At 42.3% G+C, this 24,472-nt stretch carries 21 protein-coding genes; 1 reads left to right on the top strand and 20 read right to left on the bottom strand.

Features of this window, described 5'->3' with window-relative positions; genetic code table 11:
- Positions 1-27: 27 nt before the first annotated feature.
- The 10 genes from surE to rlmD all read right to left on the bottom strand — a co-directional run bounded on the left by surE (position 28) and on the right by rlmD (position 11,412).
- Complete coding sequence (surE, locus tag AC2VOY_RS03685) at positions 28-771, bottom strand: 5'/3'-nucleotidase SurE (protein ID WP_491832282.1); 744 nt, start codon at positions 769-771, stop codon at positions 28-30.
- Entirely contained in the window at positions 755-1,885 is a 1,131-nt protein-coding gene (truD, locus tag AC2VOY_RS03690) for a tRNA pseudouridine(13) synthase TruD (RefSeq protein WP_491832283.1), read from the bottom strand. Before truD ends, surE begins: the two co-directional genes overlap by 17 nt.
- Positions 1,886-1,899: 14 nt before the next feature.
- Entirely contained in the window at positions 1,900-2,385 is a 486-nt protein-coding gene (ispF, locus tag AC2VOY_RS03695) for a 2-C-methyl-D-erythritol 2,4-cyclodiphosphate synthase (protein WP_491833005.1), read from the bottom strand.
- A gap of 100 nt (positions 2,386-2,485) precedes the next feature.
- Positions 2,486-3,226 (bottom strand): 2-C-methyl-D-erythritol 4-phosphate cytidylyltransferase, encoded by a 741-nt coding sequence (gene ispD, locus AC2VOY_RS03700; protein WP_491832284.1) that lies wholly within the window; start codon positions 3,224-3,226, stop codon positions 2,486-2,488.
- Positions 3,227-3,250: 24 nt separating this feature from the next.
- On the bottom strand, positions 3,251-3,553 hold the full coding sequence (gene ftsB, locus AC2VOY_RS03705; protein ID WP_491832285.1) for a cell division protein FtsB: 303 nt from the start codon (positions 3,551-3,553) through the stop codon (positions 3,251-3,253).
- 139 nt (positions 3,554-3,692) lie between these two features.
- The gene (eno, locus tag AC2VOY_RS03710; protein ID WP_491832286.1) at positions 3,693-4,994 is read right to left on the bottom strand and encodes a phosphopyruvate hydratase; all 1,302 of its coding nucleotides are present in this window, start codon (positions 4,992-4,994) and stop codon (positions 3,693-3,695) included.
- A gap of 364 nt (positions 4,995-5,358) precedes the next feature.
- A complete protein-coding gene (gene pyrG, locus AC2VOY_RS03715) occupies positions 5,359-6,999 on the bottom strand; it encodes a CTP synthase (protein WP_491832287.1) in 1,641 nt (546 codons plus the stop codon).
- A gap of 164 nt (positions 7,000-7,163) precedes the next feature.
- Positions 7,164-7,610 (bottom strand): MazG family protein, encoded by a 447-nt coding sequence (locus tag AC2VOY_RS03720; protein ID WP_491832288.1) that lies wholly within the window; start codon positions 7,608-7,610, stop codon positions 7,164-7,166.
- Positions 7,611-7,657: 47 nt separating this feature from the next.
- Entirely contained in the window at positions 7,658-9,877 is a 2,220-nt protein-coding gene (gene relA, locus AC2VOY_RS03725; RefSeq protein ID WP_491832289.1) for a GTP diphosphokinase, read from the bottom strand.
- Between the two features lie 56 nt (positions 9,878-9,933).
- A complete protein-coding gene (gene rlmD, locus AC2VOY_RS03730; protein ID WP_491832290.1) occupies positions 9,934-11,412 on the bottom strand; it encodes a 23S rRNA (uracil(1939)-C(5))-methyltransferase RlmD in 1,479 nt (492 codons plus the stop codon).
- A gap of 202 nt (positions 11,413-11,614) precedes the next feature.
- On the opposite strand from rlmD, the gene barA reads away from it, so the two are divergent.
- The gene (barA, locus tag AC2VOY_RS03735) at positions 11,615-14,407 is read left to right on the top strand and encodes a two-component sensor histidine kinase BarA (RefSeq protein WP_491832291.1); all 2,793 of its coding nucleotides are present in this window, start codon (positions 11,615-11,617) and stop codon (positions 14,405-14,407) included.
- Between the two features lie 39 nt (positions 14,408-14,446).
- Here barA and AC2VOY_RS03740 read toward each other — a convergent pair whose 3' ends face one another.
- From AC2VOY_RS03740 to AC2VOY_RS03785, 10 genes are all read right to left on the bottom strand, one after another.
- Complete coding sequence (locus AC2VOY_RS03740) at positions 14,447-16,729, bottom strand: peptidase U32 family protein (protein WP_491832292.1); 2,283 nt, start codon at positions 16,727-16,729, stop codon at positions 14,447-14,449.
- 18 nt (positions 16,730-16,747) lie between these two features.
- A complete protein-coding gene (acpS, locus tag AC2VOY_RS03745; RefSeq protein WP_491832293.1) occupies positions 16,748-17,143 on the bottom strand; it encodes a holo-ACP synthase in 396 nt (131 codons plus the stop codon).
- Between the two features lie 155 nt (positions 17,144-17,298).
- Positions 17,299-18,036: a pyridoxine 5'-phosphate synthase gene (gene pdxJ, locus AC2VOY_RS03750; RefSeq protein WP_491832294.1), complete on the bottom strand. Its 738-nt coding sequence runs from the start codon at positions 18,034-18,036 to the stop codon at positions 17,299-17,301.
- Positions 18,033-18,761, bottom strand: a complete 729-nt coding sequence (recO, locus tag AC2VOY_RS03755) for a DNA repair protein RecO (protein ID WP_491832295.1) — start codon at positions 18,759-18,761, stop codon at positions 18,033-18,035. Before recO ends, pdxJ begins: the two co-directional genes overlap by 4 nt.
- Before the next feature lie 80 nt (positions 18,762-18,841).
- Positions 18,842-19,156 carry a hypothetical protein gene (locus tag AC2VOY_RS03760; protein WP_491832297.1) on the bottom strand — a complete coding sequence of 105 codons (315 nt, stop codon included), beginning with the start codon at positions 19,154-19,156 and terminating at the stop codon, positions 18,842-18,844.
- A gap of 176 nt (positions 19,157-19,332) precedes the next feature.
- A complete protein-coding gene (era, locus tag AC2VOY_RS03765) occupies positions 19,333-20,376 on the bottom strand; it encodes a GTPase Era (RefSeq protein WP_491832299.1) in 1,044 nt (347 codons plus the stop codon).
- Positions 20,376-21,083, bottom strand: a complete 708-nt coding sequence (rnc, locus tag AC2VOY_RS03770) for a ribonuclease III (RefSeq protein ID WP_491832301.1) — start codon at positions 21,081-21,083, stop codon at positions 20,376-20,378. Before rnc ends, era begins: the two co-directional genes overlap by 1 nt.
- Before the next feature lie 10 nt (positions 21,084-21,093).
- The gene (lepB, locus tag AC2VOY_RS03775) at positions 21,094-21,996 is read right to left on the bottom strand and encodes a signal peptidase I (RefSeq protein ID WP_491832303.1); all 903 of its coding nucleotides are present in this window, start codon (positions 21,994-21,996) and stop codon (positions 21,094-21,096) included.
- A 66-nt stretch (positions 21,997-22,062) separates the two neighbouring features.
- A complete protein-coding gene (gene lepA, locus AC2VOY_RS03780; protein WP_491832305.1) occupies positions 22,063-23,856 on the bottom strand; it encodes a translation elongation factor 4 in 1,794 nt (597 codons plus the stop codon).
- 107 nt (positions 23,857-23,963) lie between these two features.
- Positions 23,964-24,434: a SoxR reducing system RseC family protein gene (locus tag AC2VOY_RS03785; RefSeq protein ID WP_491832307.1), complete on the bottom strand. Its 471-nt coding sequence runs from the start codon at positions 24,432-24,434 to the stop codon at positions 23,964-23,966.
- Between the last annotated feature and the right edge of the window lie 38 nt (positions 24,435-24,472).

A 24,472-nucleotide genomic window follows, 5' to 3' on the forward strand; every position in this document is an offset into this window, starting at 1 on the left:
AACCTTATTCTACCTTTGATAGCCAAGCTATGACTGTTGCAGCCATTGATCAAGTACTGGCATCGCTTCATGCGCAGTTAAATCCACTAACAGTGGTGTGATTGATACTTGCTTATGCTCAATGGCATAAAAGTCTGTCCCTGCGCCTGCGTCTTGCTCTTTACCAGGAGGCCCGAGCCAGTATATTTGCTGACCACGAGGATCAAGTTGCTTGATCATATCCTCAGCATGGTGGCGCGCGCCAAGACGAGTGATTTTATAATCTTTAATCGCTTCAACTGGAAGATCAGGAATATTCACATTAATCAGACGCTTAACAGGTAATGGCGAAGCCATATGCTGCTTAATAATCTTTAGCGCGACTTGCGCTGCAGCATCAAAGTTTTGTTTGCCAACTAATGAAAAGGCAAAAGCTTGAACCCCAAGAAAGTGCCCTTCCATCGCAGCCGCAACTGTGCCTGAATATAAAACATCATCACCTAAGTTTGCGCCATGGTTCATGCCTGAAACCACTAAATCAGGCAAATCATCTTTCATCAACTCGTTTAATGCAAAGTGAACGCAATCTGTTGGTGTGCCTTGTACTGAATAAACGTTTGGGCGCAATTCATTGACAATTAAAGGCATTTCTAAGGTTAAAGAGTTTGATGCGCCTGAGCGGTTGCGATCTGGGGCAACAATTACAACCTCTGCGATGTCAGCTAAAGCTTTAGCTAAGGTAGTAATTCCTTTTGCATTTACCCCGTCATCATTACTAATTAGAATCTTCATTTCTATCCTTGCTCAGTTTAGTTTTATGCTGCTTTAACCAAGTGTCTAATTTATATTCCGGCTTTTGTGGGTAGATGCGTTCAGGCTCAGTGCACACTGCAATTTCACGTAACAACATAGTTGCAAAACTACCCGCAGGTAGAGAAAAACGCATGCAAACCGAAGATTCATCAAGTTGCTCCCAAGTCAGCTCAGAGACCTCAAGGGACACTGGGCGACGATCGTGCGCCATGCGATTGCCACGAATCAGCTTCATGAGATCTTCTTCAGCATCAAGGCAAGGCTGCTCTAACTCTAGCGCTTTATCTTTGGTTGGCAAGGCATTGTCACCAGCTAGCGCTGCAGTGAGTTTGATTTCTTTATCGTCTAATTTTTGCTGCAAGTCTTGGATATTGCTGGCATCAACAAGAATTTGAGTCGATGTTTCATCAAGTACGATATCCCCTTCAATCAAGGTGTTAAAAACCCCTGCTTGAATACGCTTGGATAGGATATGGTTGAAGATCCATGAACGAGCGGTCGATAAATATAAGCTACGTTTATTTTGGTTACGGGTGCGCACATTATCTCGTCCCCAACGTCTGGCTTCATTGAGGTTATTGCCTTCATTGCCAAAACGTTGTTCACCAAAATAGTTTGGGATCCCGGCTTGCTCGAGTTTCTCAAGACGTGCTAACAAATCACTCATATCAGTGATATCTCTTAGCGTGATTTCAAAACCATTACCAACAAGCATGCCTGGGCGTAATTTCTGATGATGACGCGCAGCCTTTAGTACTCTAACTTTATATTGCGCTTCTAGCTTTGATAAATCAGGTGCTTGCGTACTTGGCAGCTGTACGCTAAACCATTGGGTTGTGACTGCATGGCGATCTTTTAATCCCGCCCATCCAATTGCCTTGGATGGTACACCGCATACTTTTGCCAATTCATTGGCTATAAAACTGGTGTTTTCGCCTGTTTTCTCGATTTGCAGCATTAAATGCTCGCCTGCACCAGAAAACTCAAAGCCAAGATCTTCGACGACACAAAAGTCTTTCGGGTCTTGTTTTAAAGTTGCCTTTGCTTTTGGTGCTTCATGAAGATAAGCAAAGGGCGCTAATATATCGGTCATTTTTATACTCAAAATTACTTAATGTCTTTTGCTAGCAATAGAACCACAGCTTCGCAAGCAATCCCTTCTTTACGCCCGGTAAAGCCTAGCTTTTCAGTCGTCGTTGCTTTCACATTAATTTGGTTAAGTTCAATCGCCAAATCTTGGGCGATAGTTTGACGCATCTTAGTAATAAAAGGCAGCATCTTAGGTGCTTGCGCTATGATGGTCACATCTGCGTTGCCAAGTGTAAAACCTTGGGCTTGAACATCTTGATAAACGGCTTTTAACAATTCACGGCTATCTGCGCCTTTCCATTTATCATCTGTATCTGGGAAATGGGTGCCAATATCACCACTGGCAATCGCGCCTAAAAGTGCGTCACACAGTGCATGCAGCGCAACATCCCCATCAGAGTGGGCAATCAAACCTTGTTCATAAGGAACCGGAACACCACAAATCATCACAGGGCCTTCACCACCAAATTTATGTACATCAAAGCCATGTCCAATTCGCATAATAATATCCTATTTTATATTCTTGAATTTTAAATAAAGTGACGGGTGTTTTAATCTGGCAGTGCGCGATAAACAGCCCCTTAGTTCAAAACTTACCTACTATTCACGATTCACATTGTAGGTAAAACTCGGCTAACGCGAGATCTTCTGGATGGGTAATTTTAATATTACTCGCATTTCCAGCGATAAGCGCCACCTTAAAACCTGACATTTCCATCGCAGAAGCTTCATCTGTAATCGTTTTATACTGATTCATTCCAGATTCAATAGCTTGGATTAATGTCTGGACTGGAAACATTTGTGGCGTCAACGCATGCCAAAGATCGTCTCTTGGAACCGTTTTGAGCACTTGATTTTTATCATTGCTACGCTTCATCGTATCCTTGACTCGTATCGCTAAAATGCCGCCAACTTGTTGCTGCTCACAATGCTCAATTAAACAGTTAATATCTTGCAGTTTGACGCAAGGTCTTGCCGCATCATGCACGAGAACCCAAGGGTTTAAATTGCATTGGTTCATAGCTTGCTCTTGAGCTAAGTAATGTAGGCCAGCAAGTACGGAATCAGCGCGTTCTTTACCACCTTTAACGCGAATCACCCGTGGATCATTTGCGATCGCTAAGGCATCAAAATAGCCATCATCTTCACTTAAAGCGAGAATAATCTTACCAACCCGAGGATGGGCTAACAGCTTATCTAGCGTATGTTCTAAAATGGTTTTAGGGCCAATTTTTAAGTATTGCTTAGGGCAATTCGCTTGCATACGGGCACCAACACCTGCCGCAGGCACAATTACATTAATTAAGTGCGAAATAGACTCTGAAGTTTTATTTGAATTATTCATATGCTTAAAATTTATCAGAAGAAATTACTGGCCATCTAGCGGCTTGGCTTCGTTTTTATCTTCGATCAGACGATAGAAGGTCTCCCCTTCTTTAACTAAACCTAATTCATGACGCGCTCTTTCTTCAATCGCATCTAAGCCTTGCTTAAGATCATCTATCTCAGCTTGCATTTGATCATTACGTTTTTTCAAACTGCTGTTTACTTGGGTTTGAATATCAATATCAGCAGTCACGGTTTGATAGTCTAAATAACCGTTTTTGCCATAATAAAAATCGTACACTAACAGTGCTAATAATAAGATTAACCCGAATCCAAAAAGTCGCATACTTATCTACCTCAAAAATGTCTTTGCTATGATACATGAATGGGAATTAAAAGGCTTATCTTTTGAAGTAAAAAAAATCCCCACAAACCTAGGCTTGCAGGGATAAATTATATTATGAAGCAGTTAATTCAATAAAGAATTAAGCTTGACCTTTAACTTCTTTAAGGCCGTTGAAAGGTGCTTTCGCGCCTAGAGCTTCTTCGATGCGGATAAGTTGGTTGTACTTAGCAACACGGTCAGAGCGGCTCATAGAACCAGTTTTGATTTGACCTGCAGCTGTACCAACTGCTAGATCAGCAATTGTTGCATCTTCAGTTTCGCCAGAGCGGTGTGAGATAACAGCTGTGTAGCCAGCATCTTTCGCCATTTTGATAGCGTTTAGAGTTTCAGTTAGAGAACCGATTTGGTTGAACTTGATAAGGATAGAGTTCGCAACACCTTTCTCGATACCTTCTTTAAGGATCTTAGTGTTTGTTACGAATAGGTCATCACCTACAAGTTGAAGCTTGTCGCCAAGAAGTTCTGTTTGGTGTTTGAAACCATCCCAATCAGACTCGTCTAGACCATCTTCAATCGAAACGATTGGGTATTGGTTAGCAAGGTCTTGTAGGTAGAAGTTGAACTCTTCAGAAGTGAAGATTTTGCCTTCACCTTTCATGTTGTAGTTACCAGCTTCTTTGTCATAGAACTCAGATGCAGCACAGTCCATAGCTAGTGTAACGTCTTTACCTAGCTCGTAACCTGCAAGCTCAACAGCTTCTTTGATTGCTGCTAGTGCAGCAGCGTTTGATTCTAGGTTAGGAGCGAAACCACCTTCATCACCAACTGCAGTGCTTAGGCCTTTAGCTTTAAGAACTTTAGCTAGGTTGTGGAATACTTCAGCACCGATACGTAGTGCTTCTTTGATAGTTTTCGCGCCAACTGGTTGAATCATGAATTCTTGGATATCAACGTTGTTATCAGCGTGCTCACCACCGTTGATGATGTTCATCATAGGTAGAGGCATAGAGAATACACCTGGAGTGCCGTTTAGTTCAGCGATGTGCTCGAACAAAGGCATGCCTTTTGATGCAGCTGCAGCTTTTGCGTTTGCTAGAGAAACAGCAAGGATTGCGTTCGCACCAAATTTGTTTTTGTTTTCAGTGCCGTCTAAATCGATCATGATTTGGTCGATTGCAGCTTGGTCTTTCGCATCTTTACCAACTAGTGCAGTTGCGATTTCGCCGTTTACAGCTTCAACAGCTTTAAGAACACCTTTACCTAGGAAACGTGATTTGTCGCCGTCACGTAATTCAAGTGCTTCACGAGAACCAGTTGATGCACCAGATGGCGCAGCAGCCATACCTACAAAACCACCTTCTAGGTGAACTTCTGCTTCTACAGTTGGGTTACCGCGTGAGTCGATGATTTCGCGACCTAGAACTTTAACGATCTTAGACATTAATGTTTCCTCTCGTTGTATAAATGTCAATTTATATGTCCAGCCAAAAACGTCTTGTGACGAGATTTTAGCTAAACGGAATTTTTTACTTAAGTCTCACACTCGCCTGTGTTCGATTTATTTTAAGCTTTAAATTATATCTAACTTAACCTTTCAATAATAATCAAACTTTGCTTTAGGTCAAACTTAAACGAAAATTATGCAAGACTTGCAAAATATCTAGCTATTAACGCTAAAAATGCAGCAAATATCAATCAAATAATGAAAAATATCTGCAATTTTACTTTTCAGCGTCTAACTTTAATACGATACGCGAGCCTTATGCATGAAACTTAACCATACATAAGACTGCATTCATAATTAATTAGCCTTCAAGCTCATCGCGTTGAAACTGACCCGCAGCTTTCACAAAACCACTGAATAGTGGGTGGCCATCACGTGGCGTAGAGGTGAATTCTGGGTGGAATTGAGCAGCCACAAACCAAGGATGGTTAGGGTTCTCAATCACTTCAACTAGTTTCTTATCTGCTGATAAACCTGAAACCTTAAGGCCAGCTTTTTCAATTTGCGGGCGCAAGTTGTTGTTCACCTCATAACGGTGACGGTGACGCTCATAAATTGTATCGCTGCCGTAAAGTGTATGAGCTTTCGTGCCCTTTTCAAGGTGGCAAAGCTGTGAACCTAGGCGCATTGTGCCGCCAAGATCTGACTTCTCATCACGCTCTTCAACGTTACCTTCTTCATCAACCCATTCAGTGATAAGGCCAACAACTGGGTATTTGGTCTCTTTTGAGAACTCAGAAGAGTGTGCGCCTGGCATGCCTGCAACATTACGTGCATATTCAATTAGTGCCACTTGCATCCCTAAACAGATACCAAGATATGGGACTTTGTTTTCACGTGCATATTGCGCAGCTAAAATCTTACCTTCAACGCCGCGATCACCAAAACCACCAGGAACAAGAATAGCGTCAAGGCCTTCAAGAATATCTGTGCCTTTTGACTCAAGATCTTGCGAATCAACATAACGGATATTCACGCTTAGACGGTTTTTAAGACCCGCATGTTTTAGCGCTTCGTTCACAGATTTATACGCATCTGGCAGTTCGATATATTTACCGACCATACCGATAGTTACTTCACCCGTTGGATTTGCTTCTTCATAAATTACTTGTTCCCACTCAGATAAGTCTGCATCTTTTGCAGAAATATTAAAGCGCTCACAAACTAAATCATCTAAGCCTTGTGACTTGATAAGTTGTGGGATCTTGTAGATAGAATCAACATCTTTCATCGAGATAACTGCTTTTTCTGCAACGTTACAGAAAAGTGCAATTTTCTTACGCTCGTTTGCAGGAATCGTGCGATCGCTACGGCAAACAAGGATATCTGGCTGAATACCAATAGAAAGAAGCTCTTTCACTGAGTGCTGTGTTGGTTTAGTTTTCACTTCACCAGCAGCTGCAAGATAAGGAACTAGAGTTAGGTGCATGAAAAGTGCATTTTGACGACCAACATCAACTGCAAGTTGGCGAATCGCTTCCATAAATGGTAAAGATTCGATATCACCAACCGTACCGCCCACTTCGACGATAGCGATGTCATGGCCTTGCGCGCCTGCAATCACACGATCTTTGATTTCGTTGGTGATATGAGGAATAACCTGAATAGTTGCGCCTAAGTAGTCGCCACGACGTTCTTTACGTAAAACGTCTGCGTAAACACGACCCGCTGTAAAGTTGTTACGCTTACTCATTTTGGTGCGAATGAAACGCTCATAGTGACCTAAGTCAAGATCGGTTTCTGCGCCATCTTCAGTAACGAAAACTTCACCGTGTTGAATTGGGCTCATTGTGCCTGGATCCACGTTAATGTATGGATCAAGTTTCATCATGGTCACTTTAAGACCGCGAGCTTCAAGAATCGCTGCAAGTGATGCTGCTGCAATACCTTTACCTAGTGAGGAAACTACCCCGCCAGTCACAAAAATATAGTTTGTTGTCATGCTTAGCCTGAAATTGGTTTATATGAGGGAAATGGATTACATCTGGACGGGAAGCGAATATACCAGAATCCATTGCCCTCGACAATCTGAATCTAACTGTTAAGTAAAACAATCTTGCTTTATGTTTTGCCTGTCTTTCTAAAAGTATCACTTAACCATTTGTTCTAAATAGACTGTTTCTTTTCTATCGCTTTGACTTGTTCCCAAAAGCGATCAAGTTCTTCAAGAGAGTAATCTGTCAGTTTAGCGCCCACACTTGTTGCACTGGCGAGTTGCTCTACCCCTTGAAAACGACGTGTAAATTTAGCATTGGCGTAGCGCAGTGCTTCTTCTGGGTTGATATCGAGATGACGCGCCAGATTCACAATCGCAAAGAGTAAATCGCCAAACTCTTCAAAAATTTTTGCTTTGTCTTGCTGCGGGGCAAAAATTTCTTCTTCCACTTCGGTGATCTCTTCGCGCACTTTACCGATAACAGGCGTCATTTCATCCCAATCAAAACCATATTTAGCACAGCTTTGTTGCAATTTAGTGGCAACTTCCAGCGCAGGTGCCTGCTGTGACACCTCATCTAAAATACTTTTCATTTTATTCCTATTTCTATCCCTCACTATTTGATGATGAAGCCAAGCAACACGACCAAATACAGCGAGAATAGTTAGTGCATTCGTTTCACAGACATCACATCTTTGATTTGCTCAATTCGCTTAACTAAGCGGCCAAGGGCTTCCACATCCGTCACTTGCAAATGAAAATCCATGACTATCATTTGACGCTTATAGTCAGAGCGGCTGTTCATGCTGCTGACTTTAAATTTTTCATTCGCACATAGCGCTGAAATATCTTTAAGTAACCCTGCACGCTCCATCGCCTCAACACGTAGTCGAATCGTATAACTGCCAACAAAACCTGCGCCCCAAACCGTTTCAATCACACGCTCTGGCACATGGTGCTCAAGCTCGGCAAGTTGCTCACAATCGGCGCGGTGCACAGAAATGCCTCGTCCTTGGGTGATATAACCGCGAATCTCATCGCCTGGAATCGGTTGGCAGCAACGCGCTAGATGGGTCATCAGGTTATCCACCCCTTCCACCACAACCGCATCTTTACGCGGTTTTTGCGTCGCGCTATCGACAGCAGCTTCATTGAATTTCTCAAATGCTTGGCGATCTTCTTCTTCCATCGAAGGTTTATTTACCAAGGCATTGATATGATTCACAACTTGGTTAATTTTGAGATCGCCACTGCCTACCCCAGCATAAAGCTCATCTGCCGAATTCACATTAAAGCGTTTTAATGCATAAGCTTGCGCATCTTTTAGACTAGCGCCAATTTTGCCTAGCTCAGTTTCTAAAATCTCACGTCCTGCTTCAACGTTCTTCTCACGACTTTGCTTTCTAAACCAAGCATTTATTTTTGCGCGCGCGCGGCTTGAGGTCACAAAGCCTAGACTTGGATTTAACCAATCACGTGATGGGTTGGGCTCTTTTTGGGTAATGATTTCAACTTGATCGCCCATAGAGAGTTGATGGGTAAAAGGCACGATTCGGCCGCCAACTTTGGCACCAATGCAGCGATGACCAACTTCTGAATGGATATGATAAGCAAAATCCAGCGGTGTTGCGCCCATAGGTAAGTCGACTACATCCCCGCGCGGGGTAAAGGCATACACGCGATCATCGAAGACTTGGCTACGAAGCTCATCCAGCATTTCGCCAGAATCTGACATTTCTTCTTGCCAATCAATAAGTTTACGCAGCCATGTAATTTTCTCATCATAGCCATTGCGCGTCCCCGTGCCACCTTCTTTATATTTCCAGTGCGCTGCAACTCCAAGCTCAGACTCTTCGTGCATTTGCTTGGTACGGATCTGGATTTCGATGGTTTTGCCTTCTGGGCCAAGCACAACAGTGTGAATAGATTGATAACCATTTGGCTTAGGGTTGGCAACATAATCATCAAACTCACTTGGTAAGTGTTTGTATTTGGTATGCACCATACCTAAAGCGGCGTAACAGTCTTGCAGTTTATCCGCGATAATTCGCACCGCACGCACATCAAATAGCTCATCAAAGGCGAGATTTTTCTTTTGCATCTTGCGCCAGATACTATAGATATGCTTTGGACGCCCGCTGACTTCTGCATTGATATTCGCTTGCTTCATGTCTTTGGCTAAATCACTGACAAAATCATGGATATATTGCTCGCGTACAATACGTCTTTCGGCAAGTTGCTTGGCTATCTTTTTGTAGGTTTCTGAATGTTGGTAGCGAAATGCGTAGTCTTCGATTTCCCATTTAAGCTGACCAATGCCTAAACGGTTGGCAAGAGGTGCATAGATGTTGGCACATTCTTTCGCAGCAGCCAAACGCACTTCATCAGGTTCTTTTTTAACTTCACGTAAATTACAAATACGCTCGGCAAGTTTAATCACCACGCAGCGAAAATCATCCACCATCGCAAGCAGCATGCGGCGTACATTATCCACTTGCTCGGACGCTTCACTGCCATCCATGCTGATATTTAACTGACCAATTGCCGCCATTTCTTCAACGCCATCAATCAGTTTGAGGATTTCTTTACCGTACTCTTCGGTTAACTCGTCGCGATCAATGACCTTGCTTGAAACAAGTGGGAATAATAATGCAGCAACTAAAGTCGCCTTATCCATCGACAAGGTAATCAAGATTTCAATCATCTCACGTCCACGCCACAACAAGATCGTTTTGTCGCCGTGATGTTCTAGACGGGCTTCGCACTCTTGATATACCTTAGTCAAGGCATCCGCTATTTTTTGGCTTTGCTTTAAACTCGTGATCCATTGATTAAGTTCAAACTCTGTGTTCTCGTTTAAATGTGCGCTGCGAACTGCGACCATGAATTCTTCCTAAATTTTTAAACTTTGATATACCTAAAATCACCGACTTTAGGGAATTAAATCACCAGCTTTTTCGGCGGTGCTTTACGTGAAACGGGTTTACGTGGCTTGTTTGTTTTTACAAATAATGCCATAGATTCTAAATGCTTCGTTTGTGGGAACATATCGAGCATTGAAAGTTTCTCAACTTGATAACCAAATTGTGACAATTCTTGACTATCACGCGCAAGCGTTGCTGGATTGCATGAAATATAAACAATTCTTTCAGGCGCCATCTGCGCGATAAACTCAAGCGCACCACTTGCCCCTGCGCGCGCAGGATCGAGAATGATTTTATCAAACTTTTGCATCGCCCATTGAGTATCTTTTTGACTTAGTTCTAAGTTTGCTTGATAAAAATCAATATTTGCAATGCCATTTCGCTCTGCATTTTGCTTTGCGCGCGCCACCATAGCATCAACGCCTTCCACCCCGACGACATGCGCGACTTGTTTTGCAATCGGCAAACTGAAATTCCCTAAGCCGCAGAAAAGATCGAGTACGCGATCGCTTGGATTAAGATCTAAGTACTCAATCGCTTGATTAATCATCTTTTGGTTAATGTCTTGGTTGACTTGAATAAAGTCGGTCGGTAAGAAGGCAATCTCAACCCCAGCTTCTTGATAGATAGAAGGCTCGCCATAAACTTGCTCAAGCTTATCTTTATCAGCTTGCAAGTATAAATTTATTGATTGATTTTTCGCAAACTCGAGCAAAACATCATGATCTTGAGGCGCTAATTTACGCACATGGCGAAGTAAAGCCGTGACCTTAGCGCCATCAAACACAAGCTCTAAATGGCCAAGTGATTGCGGGCTTTCAAAGCTGCTAAGTAGCTGTTTAAAAGGTAAGATTAAAGCTTCAAGCTCTGGCACTAGCACAGGGCAAGTTTCTATCATGCTAATTTGATTGGTATTTGCCTTACGAAAGCCAAACTCAAGGGACTGGGATTTAGCATCCCACAGCAAACTGATGCGCACGCGGCGACGATAACCAAAACTTTGTGATTCAATCACAGAGCTTAAGGATTGCTTGGCGTGCCCGGCCATTTTTTGGAACAGGCTTTTTAGCGTCTCTGATTTGTACTCAACTTGCGCTTGATGCGACATATGCTGCAACTGGCAACCGCCACACTCTTGGTAATGCGGGCAAGTCGCATCAATTCTCTTTGCCGTCGCTTGATCAAGCTCACTTGTTTTTTCAACTGCAATCAATTTGGCGCGTGCATATTTAGCTTTTTGCTCAATCAGTTGCACGCGAACCGTTTCACCGACTAAAGCGCCCTCAATAAACACAGCTAAGTTTTTACTGCCTTGCTTGATATAGGCGATTCCTGCGCCGCGATCATCGAGCGCCTCGATTTTCATTACTTGATGTTTTTGGCTCAATTTAGGGCTAGTTTTCGCCTGATAAAAGCTAGAATTATTTGAAAACTGTGATTTTTTAGCTGTTGTCGATTTTTTTGCAGTTTGGGATTTGCGAGAAACTTTCGCCATGATATAAACCTGTAAAGCAAGTGAGTACTCATCAACCTTAGCCTAGCAAAACTTCTCAGGCTACACGGTTATTTTGAGTATAATTAATGTATAATAGCAAGTTAGGCACAAGCTGACTAATTCAATTTCGACCCATGGCAAGACTCAAACCCATGGCTTTATCAAAACTCTTAGCTTCATAAAATAGGTTGCAGACTTCTCCATGACGAATCGCTATAGCTTACGCGCACGCGTGATCACTCTGACCTTAGCTCCGACGATTATTATCGGCTTATTATTAAGTGCCTTTTTTACATTCAATCGTTATCATGATTTAGAAAAACAGCTCATCACATCGGGTACCAATATTGTCGAGCCACTGGCGATTGCGAGTGAGTTTGGCATGACAGAGCAAAACCGCGAAGCGGTGCGCCGTTTAATCAGTTATGCACATCGCAAGCATTCAGATATAGTGCGCAGCATTGCTGTGTTTGATTCTAACCATCATCTCTTTGTGACCTCAAACTTCCACCCCAACTTTGAAGCCTTAAAATTTGATGCTACTCAGCCGATTCCGCTACTAAGTAGTATTGATAATCAAAATGATGTCTTGATCTTACGCGCGCCTATTTTAGCTGAAGGCCAATTTTTAGATAGCTCGGGGAATCAAGTAAAATCAGACCAAGCCCTAGGTTATGTGGCAATGGAGCTTGATCGCTCCTCGCTACGCTTGCAGCAATACCATGAAATCCTCTCTGCCCTTGCTGTGTTATTTCTCGGCGTTTTGCTTGCTGGTATCTTTGCCTATCGCTTGATGCAAGACATTACCTATCCAATCACCAACATGGTGCGTGTGGTGGATAAAATCCGCCGCGGCTATTTAGATGTGCGAATTGAAGGCAAGCTTTATGGTGAACTCGATACCTTAAAAACGGGTATCAACTCGATGGCAGTGTCGTTGTCGGATTATCATGTTGAGATGCAAAATAGTATCGATCAGGCAACATCGGATCTGCGTGAAACCTTAGAGCAGCTTGAGATCCAAAACGTTGAGCTAGATATTGCGAAAAAACGCGCCCAAGAAGCGGCACGTGTCAAATCTGAATTCTTAGCCAATATGTCCCATGAATTACGAACGCCGTTAAATGGTGTGCTTGGCTTTACCCGCCAAATGCTCAAAACGAGCCTGAATTCAAATCAAATAGATTACTTGCAAACCATTGAAAAATCAGCGCAAAATTTATTATCTATTATTAATGATATTTTAGACTTCTCCAAACTTGAAGCCGGTAAGCTCACCCTTGAGCAAATTCCATTCGATCTTCAAGATACGCTTGATGATGTGCTGAGTTTGCAGGCACCAAGTGCCCATGAAAAAGGCTTAGAGCTTAGCTTATTGTTTGAGCAAAAAGTCCCGACACAATTAATTGGTGATCCGCTACGCCTTGGGCAAGTGATCACTAACCTTGTCGGCAATGCGATTAAGTTTACTGAACAAGGCTCAATTTCAATTTTTGTTGCCTTAATCGAGCGCGAAAAAAACCGCTTCACTCTTGAGTTTAAAATATCAGATACCGGAATAGGGATCTCGGAAAAACAACAAGCGCAACTATTCCAAGCCTTTAGCCAAGCGGATGCAAGTATTTCACGTCGTTATGGCGGAACAGGCCTTGGGCTTGTGATCACTCAGAAACTTGTCAGCCAAATGGGTGGCGAAATCTATGTTGAAAGCCAAGTTGGTCAAGGATCAAGTTTTTACTTTAATCTGACCCTTGAGCAAAATGAGCTTCAAGAGTCGAAACAAACTGAACTGCCAAGCTTTGCTCACCGCCGTTTGCTACTCGTTGATCCTCGAGAAGAGTCGGCGCAACACTTATTCCAACAGCTGACTGACTTAAAAGTACAGATCACCCATCTTGCTCACCCTGATGATGTTACAAACTTTGCAGACTATGACTTGTGCTTGATTAACCTGCCAACAGATCAAGAAGTTAACCTCAAACAGCTGACCCCGATGTTAGACCAAGCTATTGATGCTCATACAAAAGTCATGGTCGGTCTGCCAAGTACAGAGCTTGCCCTGTCAGAAAGCTTAACCTATCAATACCCTATTGAGTGTATCGCTAAGCCGATTGCAAGACGCAAACTGATTCAGTTTTTAAGTGACGAAGAAGAGTTAATCCAAGTCATTGAGCCATCTAAGCAGGTAAAGCTGAATATGCATGTACTAGCGGTTGATGATAACTTTGCCAACTTAAAACTGTTAAAAGCCTTGCTTGAAGATCAGGTTATAGGGGTCACCTTAGCCCAAAGTGGTCAAGAAGCATTAGAGCAAGCTAAGTTACATCACTTTGATGTGATCTTAATGGATATTCAAATGCCAGAAATGGATGGTGTCACCGCCTCCAAATACATACGTCAAACCAATTTAAATCAATTCACCCCTTGTATTGCCGTTACGGCGCATGCAATTGAAGGTGAAAAAGAGCGTTTAATCGGCCTTGGAATGGATGATTATATTTCTAAACCATTGGATGAAAAGCGTTTATATCAATGCCTGATTTACTGGCATAAAGGTGCAGATTTATCTGAAGTTCCAGAAGCTATAACGGATATAAACGAGGCTCTTCTTTCAGAGCAAGTGCTAGGGTTAGAGCATCAAGAAGGTAAGAATCAAAGCATAGATTGGCAAAAAGCATTAATTCAAGCCGCGGGTAAAGAAGATCTAGCCGTCGAAATGCTCGAAATGTTAGTCGCCTTTATTCCAGAAGTGGATCAACTCATCGATGATGCGATTGCTGATCCTGATGAGCACAAGGATGCGCTAAGCGCAATTATCCATAAACTGCATGGCAGTTGCGCCTACTCTGGCGTGCCGAAAATGCAAAGCTTATGCGCGACGATTGAAAGTAATTTGCGTATGGGGAAAGAAGTGTTTGATATTGAGCCTGAGCTCTTTGAGCTGCAAGATGAAATGGAGAAAGTCATCAAAGCAGCTCATGAGTATTTGGATTAATCACTCAGGCGTCTTAACATCAAACGTCCTAAAAACTAACTATAAGCCCTTTTTATATTGCGCCATGGTCGTTGGATGAAGTGCTTGTTTTAGCGCAGTAAAGCTTTCTTCCTGAGCAGCTGGCACTTTCTCCACTTGTCCCGCGATAGCGCTTGCAAAAAGCTCAATGAGCTCAGGTTTCTCTAGTGCAACTTGCGTTTGGGTTTGAATATCACGTAAATCAATGAAGATATCTGTAAATAAATCAGGAATATCATTTAAGACTTCTAAGTTCAAAAAGTTATGATCACTAAACATATGGTTGTGCTCACCTTTTTGCTTGTCTATTACATAATGCGCGGTATTTAAGTTAATAATCGAGGCTTGTTTTTTGCAGTTTTTCAAGCACTTCTCATCAAAAGCTTTGATCTTACAACCGACAGTTTGATGGAACAAACACTGACGGCTAGTCAGCAAAGTAATCGGATGATAAATGCTATGAAAGACTTTAAACTCAGGGCCATTTTTTGTCTTGGGTCTAACGATATGACGCATTTGCTTTTTGTTAATTTCATTTGAAATAAAAGCGCCCGTTGCGTCAAACTCTTCTTCAATACAAGCCAATGCATAGGAGTTGGTTAAGTTAAGCTGTGGCCCTGCAATCCAGCCAAGTCCAAGTTTTGCCGCTTCAAACGCTATCCCAGTATTGTTGGTGATAAGATTTGTTGGCTGCACTTGGCGTAAAAACTCAACCGCAGCATCAAAATCCTCATCGATTAAGATCGCAGGAAAATAAGGCGTAAGGCTTGGATTTTTTTCAAATAAGCTGAGCAGTTTGTTCAAGTTTACTTTCATTGCACTTGGCAGATGAAAATACAATTGCGCGCCTTTATCTACGCAAACTGGAATATCTTTCTCATTTGAAAGCAAAACGTTCAGCTTTGGCGCATTGGTTAACGGCGCATGACGGCTAAGTTTTAATGGCTCCACTGGCGCAATCAATGGCTTGCCACCATTTAAAGCAACAATCGCCTTGTCACGCAGTTGAGTCAATTCTTTAAATGGCAAGATCAAACCTTTTGCCAACCCACTCACATCAACCGAAGTTAGCACCTGCTTGTCATTGGTTAGCGGCTTAAATTTATCTTCTAAATCAGCTTGGCTAAGTTCATATTGCGAACTCGCATTCAAATAAGTCTCAGATTTCAGTGTATGGGTAGCCTTTTGGGTGATAATTTTCACGCATAAAGGTTCACCTTGCTGACCTGACACTTGTAGCGCAATCTTTAATTTGTCGATATTTAACTTGGCACTGCGCGCTTCTAAGGTTTGGATCACTTGAGTGTTTTCATCATAGAGTTTGCGCTTGAGACCTTGCACACTATCCTCTGTTTTACACTCATAAACTTGAGTAAAGTGCTTCACCGAGTTTGCTCTCGGATTATCAATAAACATGCTGTTATTGATTGTCCCTTTTAAGTAGCCATTTGAAAAATCACGGTTAAAGACTTTATATAGAGCTTCTTTATCTGTGCTGACTTCGCCGCTTTGACAATAGTTATCTATTTGGTGGCGCCATTGGTCCACTACAGTAAATACATAATGCGGCTTTTTAATTCGCCCTTCGACTTTGAGTGAATATACCCCAGCATCCGCTAAAAGCGCCATATCATCAAAGGCTGAGTTATCTTTCATATTAAGCGGAAAATTTTTCCCCGCTTTGGTTGGCTGATATTGATCACGGCACGGCTGACTACAACGACCACGGTTGCCCGAGTTACCATTTTTAGCCGAGCTGATATAACACAAACCCGAAAAGCCAATGCAATATGAGCCATGCACGAAAACTTCCATCAAGACATTACGCTCATGCCCATAATCAGCCAAACGTTTGATCTCATGGATATTGAGCTCACGGGATAAATTTACACGACTGGCGCGAAGCTGAGCTAAGAAATCTATCTGACCTGGGTTGTGAGTATTCAGCTGAGTTGATGCATGCACATCTAAACTTGGGAAATGCTGTTTAATAATATGAAATAAGCCGAGATCTTGTAAGATCACGCCATCAATATCTATATTGACTAACTTATTGAGCAAGCGCACCACTTCTGGCACTTCATTTTCAAGAATGATGATATTTAAAGTAATGAAAATCTTACAATCATACTCATGGGCTAGGCGAACCAAACCATGAAGGTTTTCAAGTGAAATGTTTACGGCGCGATTACGGGCATTGAATTTATCCAAGCCACAATAAATAGCATCGGCTCCGGCAAGGATGGCGGCCTTAATTGAATCTATATCACCACCGGGTGCCAAAAGCTCAAACTGCTTAGTCATATTATTTTCCAAATTTATTTAGTTTTCAAAAATCACGGTTGCCATGGCGTAGTCCACCTCATCTGAAATCGACAGATGAATAGACGTCACCCCTAAAGCTGTGGCAATTTCTAGTGCTTTAGCGTTTAAATGTAAAATAGGTTTTCCATTTTGGTCATGAGTGATTTCAAAATTTTGAAAACTCACCCCTTTGGCTATCCCTGTGCCAAGGGCTTTTGAAGCGGCTTCTTTGGTCGCCCAACGTTTGGCGAGAAATGCGGTTGCGGCTTGAGTAGATGTTTCTTGTCTAGCTTGATATTGAGAAAATTCAAGCTCAGTTAAAATACGTTGCGCAAATTTTTCACCTAATTTATCTAGGCTTTGAGCAAGGCGACGAATATCGCATATATCTGTTCCAAGTCCAAGTATAGGCATTATTTTATCCTAGTTTTGGGTTTAATTTTTCGAACGCTTGTGGTGAATAACTCTTTTAGCTAAGAATAGCTTTAAATAGAACCTATGCTAAAACTCCATCCCCGTATTGCTTTGGGGAAAGGAGTTTTGCTCAACTAACTGCTCGCTATAAAAAATCAGCTATTTTGACGAGCATTTTGCATCTCAACGCGCATATCTCGAACCGCTTTTTCAAGCCCATCAAACACAGCGCGGCCAATAATTGAGTGACCGATATTTAGCTCATAAATCTCAGGTAAGGCTGCAATTGGTCCAACATTATGATACGTCAGACCGTGCCCAGCATTAACTGTGATCCCTTGACTTGCCGCATAGGTTGCAGCGCGAGCAATTTTATCTAATTCAGTTTCGATCTCTTGATCTGTTTTTGCTTCAGCGTAATGACCAGTGTGCAACTCAATAAAAGGTGCGCCACAATATTTTGCCGCATCAATTTGCTCTTTTGATGGATCGATAAATAAAGAAACTTTGATCCCTGCGCGTGATAGCGCTTCGGTTGCAGCTTTGATTTTGTCTAGTTGACCTGCAACATCAAGGCCACCTTCTGTCGTTAGCTCTTCACGTTTTTCAGGTACAAGGCAGACATATTCAGGCAAGGTTTCCAGTGCAATTTGCACCATTTCATCAGTCACCGCCATCTCAAGGTTCATGCGCGTTTGCAATGTTTGACGCAAGATTTTCACATCTCTATCTAAAATATGACGGCGATCTTCACGTAGGTGAATCGTGATCCCATCTGCACCAGCACGCTCTGCGATCTCAGCAGCATGCACTGGATCAGGATAACTTGTGCCGCGGGCATTTCTTAGGGTTGCGATATGATCGATATTCACGCCTAAATAGATAGGTTTCATTGCTGTAAACTCCTTGTTCTGGGAATAAATAGTTCCCTACTTTTTAATGGTTGTCCGCCAATATACGGCTTTAGGGCAATCCGAGTAAAGCGTTTTGCCGCTTGTAACTCTTCTTTGGTTGAAAAACGTCTTTCACTGATTGCTATGAGCTCATTGCCTTTAAATGTCAGTTGATCGATTCTTACGCTGGCAATAAAACCTTTTTGCTCGCGATAGCGATAGGTCATTTTAGGATCTATCCCTTCACCTGTGCCCGCACAATGTAAAAAATCGACGCCATAGCCTAAAGCTTGTAATAGTCCAAGCTCAAAACGGCGCAGTGCAGGCTCAGGGTTTGACGCCTGCGCAAGCTCAGTTAAAACGGTGAGATAATCATGGAATAATTCAGGGTATGGGGAATTAGGTTGGATCACACGTCCAATTAACTCATTGACATACATAGCAGAATAAAGATTTACGCCATATAGAGGAATGCCTAAACTTAGCGCCTCAGCTTGACGTAACGTAGCAAGGCCACTTTTACCACTCCAAGTCAGAGACAAGGGCGTAAAGGCCTGCAAGATGCCTTTCAGCGCTGAACGCGGGCGTCTTGCACCTTTAGCAAGTAAGCTGATACGGCCGTGATCTTCGGTGAAAACATCCAGTAGTAAACTGCTTTCGGTATAATCACGGCGATGTAAAATGAAGCTACGCTGCACTTGAAGTTTAGACTGGGCGTTTGACATGAAATCTTATTTGAATATGAAAGAAGTTTGATTATATACCCAAGTCAGCTTAAGCGGTAGCATAGACGAAATAAAGCGCCTTACTCTTGCCGATTTTGACACAAAGGAACTTGGTAAGAGCGAGTTAAAGTTGGCACTTTAGTCTCTTTTAGCTCAGGGCTATGTGTACCATTTGTTTGCAGTTGTCTGGTATAAGTAAGTTGATATTTTCGATCGCAAACATCGTAAGCAGAGAGTTGATGACGGTTAAAAATAGCATCATCTGTCTGCATGCGCATCACCTCGCTAGTTTTAAGCTCAGCTCGAATTTTATCCCAAGAATCCGTTTTTGAAATCGCATGACTGGCAACACTCATCCCAAGCATGCTGGCAACAACTAAGTATTTAAACATCATTCGCTGACCTCCCTGGTTAAGCTTACAAATCAAGCATAAAGGAAAAAGCAAGTGAGGTATTTTTCTCTGATAAAAACTGTTAATCTTGGCCAAATCAAGTTAAGAAATTGAGAAATCTTACACATAAAAAAAGAGGCACAAGGCCCCTTTCATTTAAATATGTCTATTGGCTTATATTATAAATCGTCAATATAACCAAGTGAGCGCAATGCGCGTTCATCATCAGCCCAACCGGATTTAACTTTAACCCAAAGTTCAAGATAAACTTTGCGGCCAAATAAATCTTCCATATCCAGACGTGCTTCACGACCAATTGTTTTGATCTTCTCTCCGCCTTTACCAATCACCATTTTCTTCTGACCGGTACGCTCAACTAAGATCAAACCATTGATACGAAAACCATCAGTATCAGGATTGTAATCAAAACGCTCGATTTCAACGGTTACTGAATAAGGCAGTTCTTCACCTGTAAAACGCATTAGTTTTTCACGGATGATTTCAGATGCCATAAAGCGTTGCGATCTATCTGTTACATACTCCTCAGGGAAGTGATGCACAGCTTGTGGCAAGTGCGCACGAACATGCTTTTCAATTGCATCCGTATTGCGACCATGCTTAGCTGAAATTGGGATAATATCTACAAAATCCATTTTTTCAGACATATCAAGCATATGCAGCATGACATCATTTTTATCTTTTACATTATCAACTTTATTGACGAGTAAAACAGTTGGGAAGTTAGCTGTTTTTAGCTTATTCAGCACCATTTCATCATCAGCTGTCCAATGGGTACCATCGACAACGAAAAGTACTAAGTTCACATCGGAAAGTGAGCTATTTGCCGCGCGGTTCATCAAACGGTTAATCGCACGTTTTTCTTCGATGTGAAGCCCTGGGGTATCCACAAAGATGGCTTGATATGGGCCTTTGGTATCCACACCCATAATACGGTGGCGTGTGGTTTGAGGCTTACGTGATGTAATCGAAATCTTTTGGCCAAGAAGCTTATTCAAAAGTGTTGATTTGCCCACGTTTGGACGACCAACAATCGCGACAAAACCGCAGTGTTGCTCGCTTTCATCATAAACAATGGCTTCTTGCTCTGACTCACCTGCAAAATATGCGTCTAAGTCAATTTCAGGAGCTTGACTTAAATCTTCTAGCTCTTGCTCATTTGCAAGATCGATTGATTTTGCTTTTTCATCATCATGCTTTGGCATTATTCTGCACCTTCGCCGTTATTTTTCACTTTAGTATTGCTGAGCATATCCAGTGCAATTTCAGCCGCTGCTTGCTCTGCTTTACGACGGCTCGTCCCTTTGCCTACAACCAGTTTATCCGTGCCTTTGATTTCACAATTGACGGTAAACTCTTGGTTGTGCGCTTCACCTTTAATGCGTGCAACAGTGTACACAGGTAAAGGCTGACGTTTGCCTTGTAAGTGCTCTTGAAGACGGGTTTTCGGATCTTTTTGCGACACGCCCGGCTTAATCGAATCTAATCTTTCTTGATACCAAGCTAAGATAATGTTGCGAACATTTTCAGTTTCGCTATCAAGGTAGATGGCACCAATAATGGCTTCGACTGCATCCGCTAAGATAGAATCTCGGCGAAAACCACCACTTTTTAACTCACCTGGACCTAATTTTAAGTAATCTCCAAGTTCAAACTCTCGGCCAATTTCAGCCAGCGTATGCCCACGTACTAAAGTTGCACGCATACGGCTCATGTCCCCTTCGTTAACCTTAGGGAATCTATGATAGAGTTCATCTGCAATGACAAAACTTAAAATTGAATCGCCCAAAAATTCAAGACGTTCATTGTGCTTACTGCTGGCACTACGGTGTGTCAGTGCCAGCTCTAGGTGTTCGCTATTAGTAAAAGTATAGCCAATTTTTGTTTCAAGACGTTTTATCTGAGAATTCATATGCTCTCAATTATGTTAAGCCACCGATACGGCTAAAGCGTATACCAGTGGGGATCCATGAAGGTAAAATGCTCGAATCATCACGATCAAACTCAAAGCTGATCCAGATAGCAACGGCTTTACCGACTAAGTATTTTTCAGGAACAAAACCCCAATAACGGCTATCTGCGCTATTATCACGGTTGTCGCCCATCATAAAGTAATGCTCTTCAGGAACCACCCATTCATTTTGACCTGGACGTGGTTGGTATTGGGTCACCGCATCATAACGTGTTGGTGACTTTAGAATTTTGTGTTTAACGCTGCCAAGCTGCTCTGAAAATTCCTGCTGATTAACATTATCTTGCAAGAACTCACTTTCTTTTTGATCCATCTGCGCGACCACTTCAAACTCAGTGCTGCCCGCTTTTTTAATCGCAATTTGCTTGGTTTCAGGGTTATAACGTACCGTGTCCCCAGGAAGACCGACTGTACGCTTGATGTAATCAATACTTGGGTTCACTGGGTATTTAAATACCACAATGTCACCACGCTCAGGCTTACCCGTTTCAATCAAAGTGCTTTGAAAAACAGGGTCTTTAATTCCATATGCATATTTTTCAACTGCAATAAAATCACCGACGAGCAGAGTTGGCATCATAGAACCTGATGGGATCTGGAAAGGTTCAAAAATAAAGCTGCGTAAGACTAAAACAATCGCAATTACAGGGAAAATCGAAGCCGTATTTTCAACCCAAGCAGGTTGCGCTAGGATTTTCTGTTTGGTTTCTTCATCTAAAGCTGATTGGGTATGCGTCTGTGCAACTTCTAGTTTTTGCTGACGCTTTTTACGCCATGAAAAACGATCACAGCACCAGATCACACCTGTAATCAAGGTGATAACAACCAAGAACAACGAAAATAGGTTTGCCATTATTTTCCCTAATAATTTAAATTAGTTAATTAACTCTCAGGCAAAGGCTTGACCGAGAGTTATTTATTAGTCTTTACCAACGTGTAAGATTGCAAGGAAAGCTTCTTGTGGCAATTCAACATTACCAATTTGCTTCATGCGTTTCTTACCTTCTTTTTGTTTCTTCAATAGCTTTTTCTTACGGCTGACATCACCGCCATAACATTTTGCGATGACGTTCTTACGTAACTGCTTCACGGTTGAACGTGCAATGATATGGTTACCGATAGCCGCTTGAATTGCGATATCAAACATTTGGCGAGGGATGAATTCTTTCATCTTCTCAACCAATTGACGACCACGGGTTTGCGCTTGATCTTTATGCGTGATAATCGCTAGTGCATCAACTGTATCACCGTTAAGCAGAACGTCCACACGCACCATATTGGAGTGCTCATAACGGTGGAAGTTATAATCAAGTGATGCATAACCGCGTGAAGTTGATTTTAAGCGATCGAAGAAATCAAGAACCACTTCTGCCATTGGCAAGTCATATGTTAATGCAACTTGGTTGCCGTGATAAACCATATCAACCTGAATACCACGTTTTTCAACGCATAATGTGATCACATTACCGAGGTAATCCGATGGCACTAAGATATTACAGCGCGCGATTGGCTCACGAATTTCTTCAATGTCATTAATAGCTGGCAGTTTGGCTGGGCTATCAACATAAAGAACACTTTTATCAGTTTTTTCAACTTCATACACTACGGTTGGCGCTGTCGTGATCAAATCAAGATCATATTCACGCTCAAGACGCTCTTGAATAATTTCCATATGCAGCATGCCAAGGAAACCACAACGGAAACCAAAGCCAAGTGCTGCTGAGCTTTCTGGCTCATAGAAAAGTGATGCATCGTTAAGACTTAATTTACCTAACGCGTCACGGAAGTTTTCATAATCATCCGATGAAACAGGGAACAGACCAGCATAGACCTGAGGTTTTACTTTTTGAAAACCTGGGAGTGCTTTGTCACTGCCGCCTTTAGCATGGGTTAAGGTATCCCCAACTGGCGCGCCAAGGATGTCTTTAATCCCACAAACTACCCAGCCTACTTCACCAGTGCTTAAACCGTCAGTATCAACTTGCTTAGGTGTAAAGATACCAATGCGATCCACACCCCACACTTGGCCTGTGCTCATCACTTTGATTTTGTCGTTTTTCTTTAGTTTGCCGTTTTTAATACGCACTAAAGAAACTACGCCTAAATAGTTATCAAACCATGAGTCGATGATTAGAGCTTGCAGTGGTGCATCCGGATCGCCTTCTGGTGCAGGAATCGCTGTGACGATATTTTCTAATACGTCATCCACGCCAACACCTGTTTTTGCCGAGCAGCGAGTCGCTTCCATCGCATCAATACCAACGATTTCTTCAATTTCTTCTGCCACGCGCTCAGGATCGGCTGCTGGTAAGTCGATTTTATTTAGGATTGGCACAACTTCCAAATCCATCTCAATCGCTGTGTAACAGTTTGCAAGAGTTTGCGCTTCTACACCTTGGCCAGCATCAACAACTAATAAAGCACCTTCACAAGCCGCAAGTGAGCGTGACACTTCATAAGAAAAGTCAACGTGTCCAGGGGTGTCGATAAAGTTAAGTTGGTAAGTTTCACCATCATTTGCTTTATAGTTCAAGGTGACGCTTTGCGCTTTGATTGTGATCCCACGCTCACGCTCAAGATCCATTGAATCAAGAACTTGGACGTCCATTTCACGCTCAGAAAGGCCACCACAAACTTGGATAAGACGATCAGATAAGGTTGATTTACCATGGTCGATGTGGGCAATAATCGAAAAATTACGAATGTGCTTCATAGGTTAGTAGGGAACTCTTAAAAAATATTAGGATGCGCAAGCTCTAAAACTAGCTTGCAAATAATGCAGGGATTCTACCGAATTTCACGCCGTGCTGCTAGAGCTATTTATATACTCTTGAAATTTGAGACCGATGTGCCAAGGTGACGAAGTAGAACGACCTTGTATTGACTAGAAAAATATGGATGTCTTGCCGCTTTTTTAGCAAAAATAAACCCGAACAGTCCGCCTGCAATAAAGCTAAGAATTTGCAAGCCTTCACTTAGCTCAAACATGACAGCAAATGCAGTGGCAATAATCATACACAAGAGCGGGAATAAATATACAAGTAAGGCCGACTCAAGCAGGCTTTTTTCACTCAGGCCAATTTCAACTTGATCGCCAACTTTAATATCTTTATCGCTAAAGACTTGCCAACTATGAGATTTTTTGACTAAAGCTTTACTTACCAAGCCTGAGCCACAAGAATCTTGCGACGAGCAGCTTTTACATGTGGTTTGCTGATCACAGCTTAAATATACCAGCTGACCATCTTTTTTAGCTTTTAGGTCAACAACTTGTGCTAGTGCTGTGATCATAATAGTGTCCTTTTGGGTTCAATTCATCATACCTCAGA

Source organism: Vibrio sp. KMM 9700 (assembly GCF_058545285.1).

What these genes read in the sequence shown, in the direction of transcription:
- AC2VOY_RS03760 (WP_491832297.1), bottom strand. Translation starts at nt 19,156, where the DNA reads ATGATGTTTAAATACTTAGTTGTTGCCAGCATGCTTGGGATGAGTGTT.
- surE (WP_491832282.1), bottom strand. Translation starts at nt 771, where the DNA reads ATGAAGATTCTAATTAGTAATGATGACGGGGTAAATGCAAAAGGAATT.
- lepA (WP_491832305.1), bottom strand. Translation starts at nt 23,856, where the DNA reads ATGAAGCACATTCGTAATTTTTCGATTATTGCCCACATCGACCATGGT.
- rnc (WP_491832301.1), bottom strand. Translation starts at nt 21,083, where the DNA reads ATGAATTCTCAGATAAAACGTCTTGAAACAAAAATTGGCTATACTTTT.
- acpS (WP_491832293.1), bottom strand. Translation starts at nt 17,143, where the DNA reads ATGCCTATACTTGGACTTGGAACAGATATATGCGATATTCGTCGCCTT.
- pdxJ (WP_491832294.1), bottom strand. Translation starts at nt 18,036, where the DNA reads ATGAAACCTATCTATTTAGGCGTGAATATCGATCATATCGCAACCCTA.
- ispD (WP_491832284.1), bottom strand. Translation starts at nt 3,226, where the DNA reads ATGAATAATTCAAATAAAACTTCAGAGTCTATTTCGCACTTAATTAAT.
- eno (WP_491832286.1), bottom strand. Translation starts at nt 4,994, where the DNA reads ATGTCTAAGATCGTTAAAGTTCTAGGTCGCGAAATCATCGACTCACGC.
- ftsB (WP_491832285.1), bottom strand. Translation starts at nt 3,553, where the DNA reads ATGCGACTTTTTGGATTCGGGTTAATCTTATTATTAGCACTGTTAGTG.
- lepB (WP_491832303.1), bottom strand. Translation starts at nt 21,996, where the DNA reads ATGGCAAACCTATTTTCGTTGTTCTTGGTTGTTATCACCTTGATTACA.
- relA (WP_491832289.1), bottom strand. Translation starts at nt 9,877, where the DNA reads ATGGTCGCAGTTCGCAGCGCACATTTAAACGAGAACACAGAGTTTGAA.
- AC2VOY_RS03785 (WP_491832307.1), bottom strand. Translation starts at nt 24,434, where the DNA reads ATGATCACAGCACTAGCACAAGTTGTTGACCTAAAAGCTAAAAAAGAT.
- rlmD (WP_491832290.1), bottom strand. Translation starts at nt 11,412, where the DNA reads ATGGCGAAAGTTTCTCGCAAATCCCAAACTGCAAAAAAATCGACAACA.
- recO (WP_491832295.1), bottom strand. Translation starts at nt 18,761, where the DNA reads ATGTCAAACGCCCAGTCTAAACTTCAAGTGCAGCGTAGCTTCATTTTA.
- pyrG (WP_491832287.1), bottom strand. Translation starts at nt 6,999, where the DNA reads ATGACAACAAACTATATTTTTGTGACTGGCGGGGTAGTTTCCTCACTA.
- barA (WP_491832291.1), top strand. Translation starts at nt 11,615, where the DNA reads ATGACGAATCGCTATAGCTTACGCGCACGCGTGATCACTCTGACCTTA.
- AC2VOY_RS03740 (WP_491832292.1), bottom strand. Translation starts at nt 16,729, where the DNA reads ATGACTAAGCAGTTTGAGCTTTTGGCACCCGGTGGTGATATAGATTCA.
- era (WP_491832299.1), bottom strand. Translation starts at nt 20,376, where the DNA reads ATGCCAAAGCATGATGATGAAAAAGCAAAATCAATCGATCTTGCAAAT.
- truD (WP_491832283.1), bottom strand. Translation starts at nt 1,885, where the DNA reads ATGACCGATATATTAGCGCCCTTTGCTTATCTTCATGAAGCACCAAAA.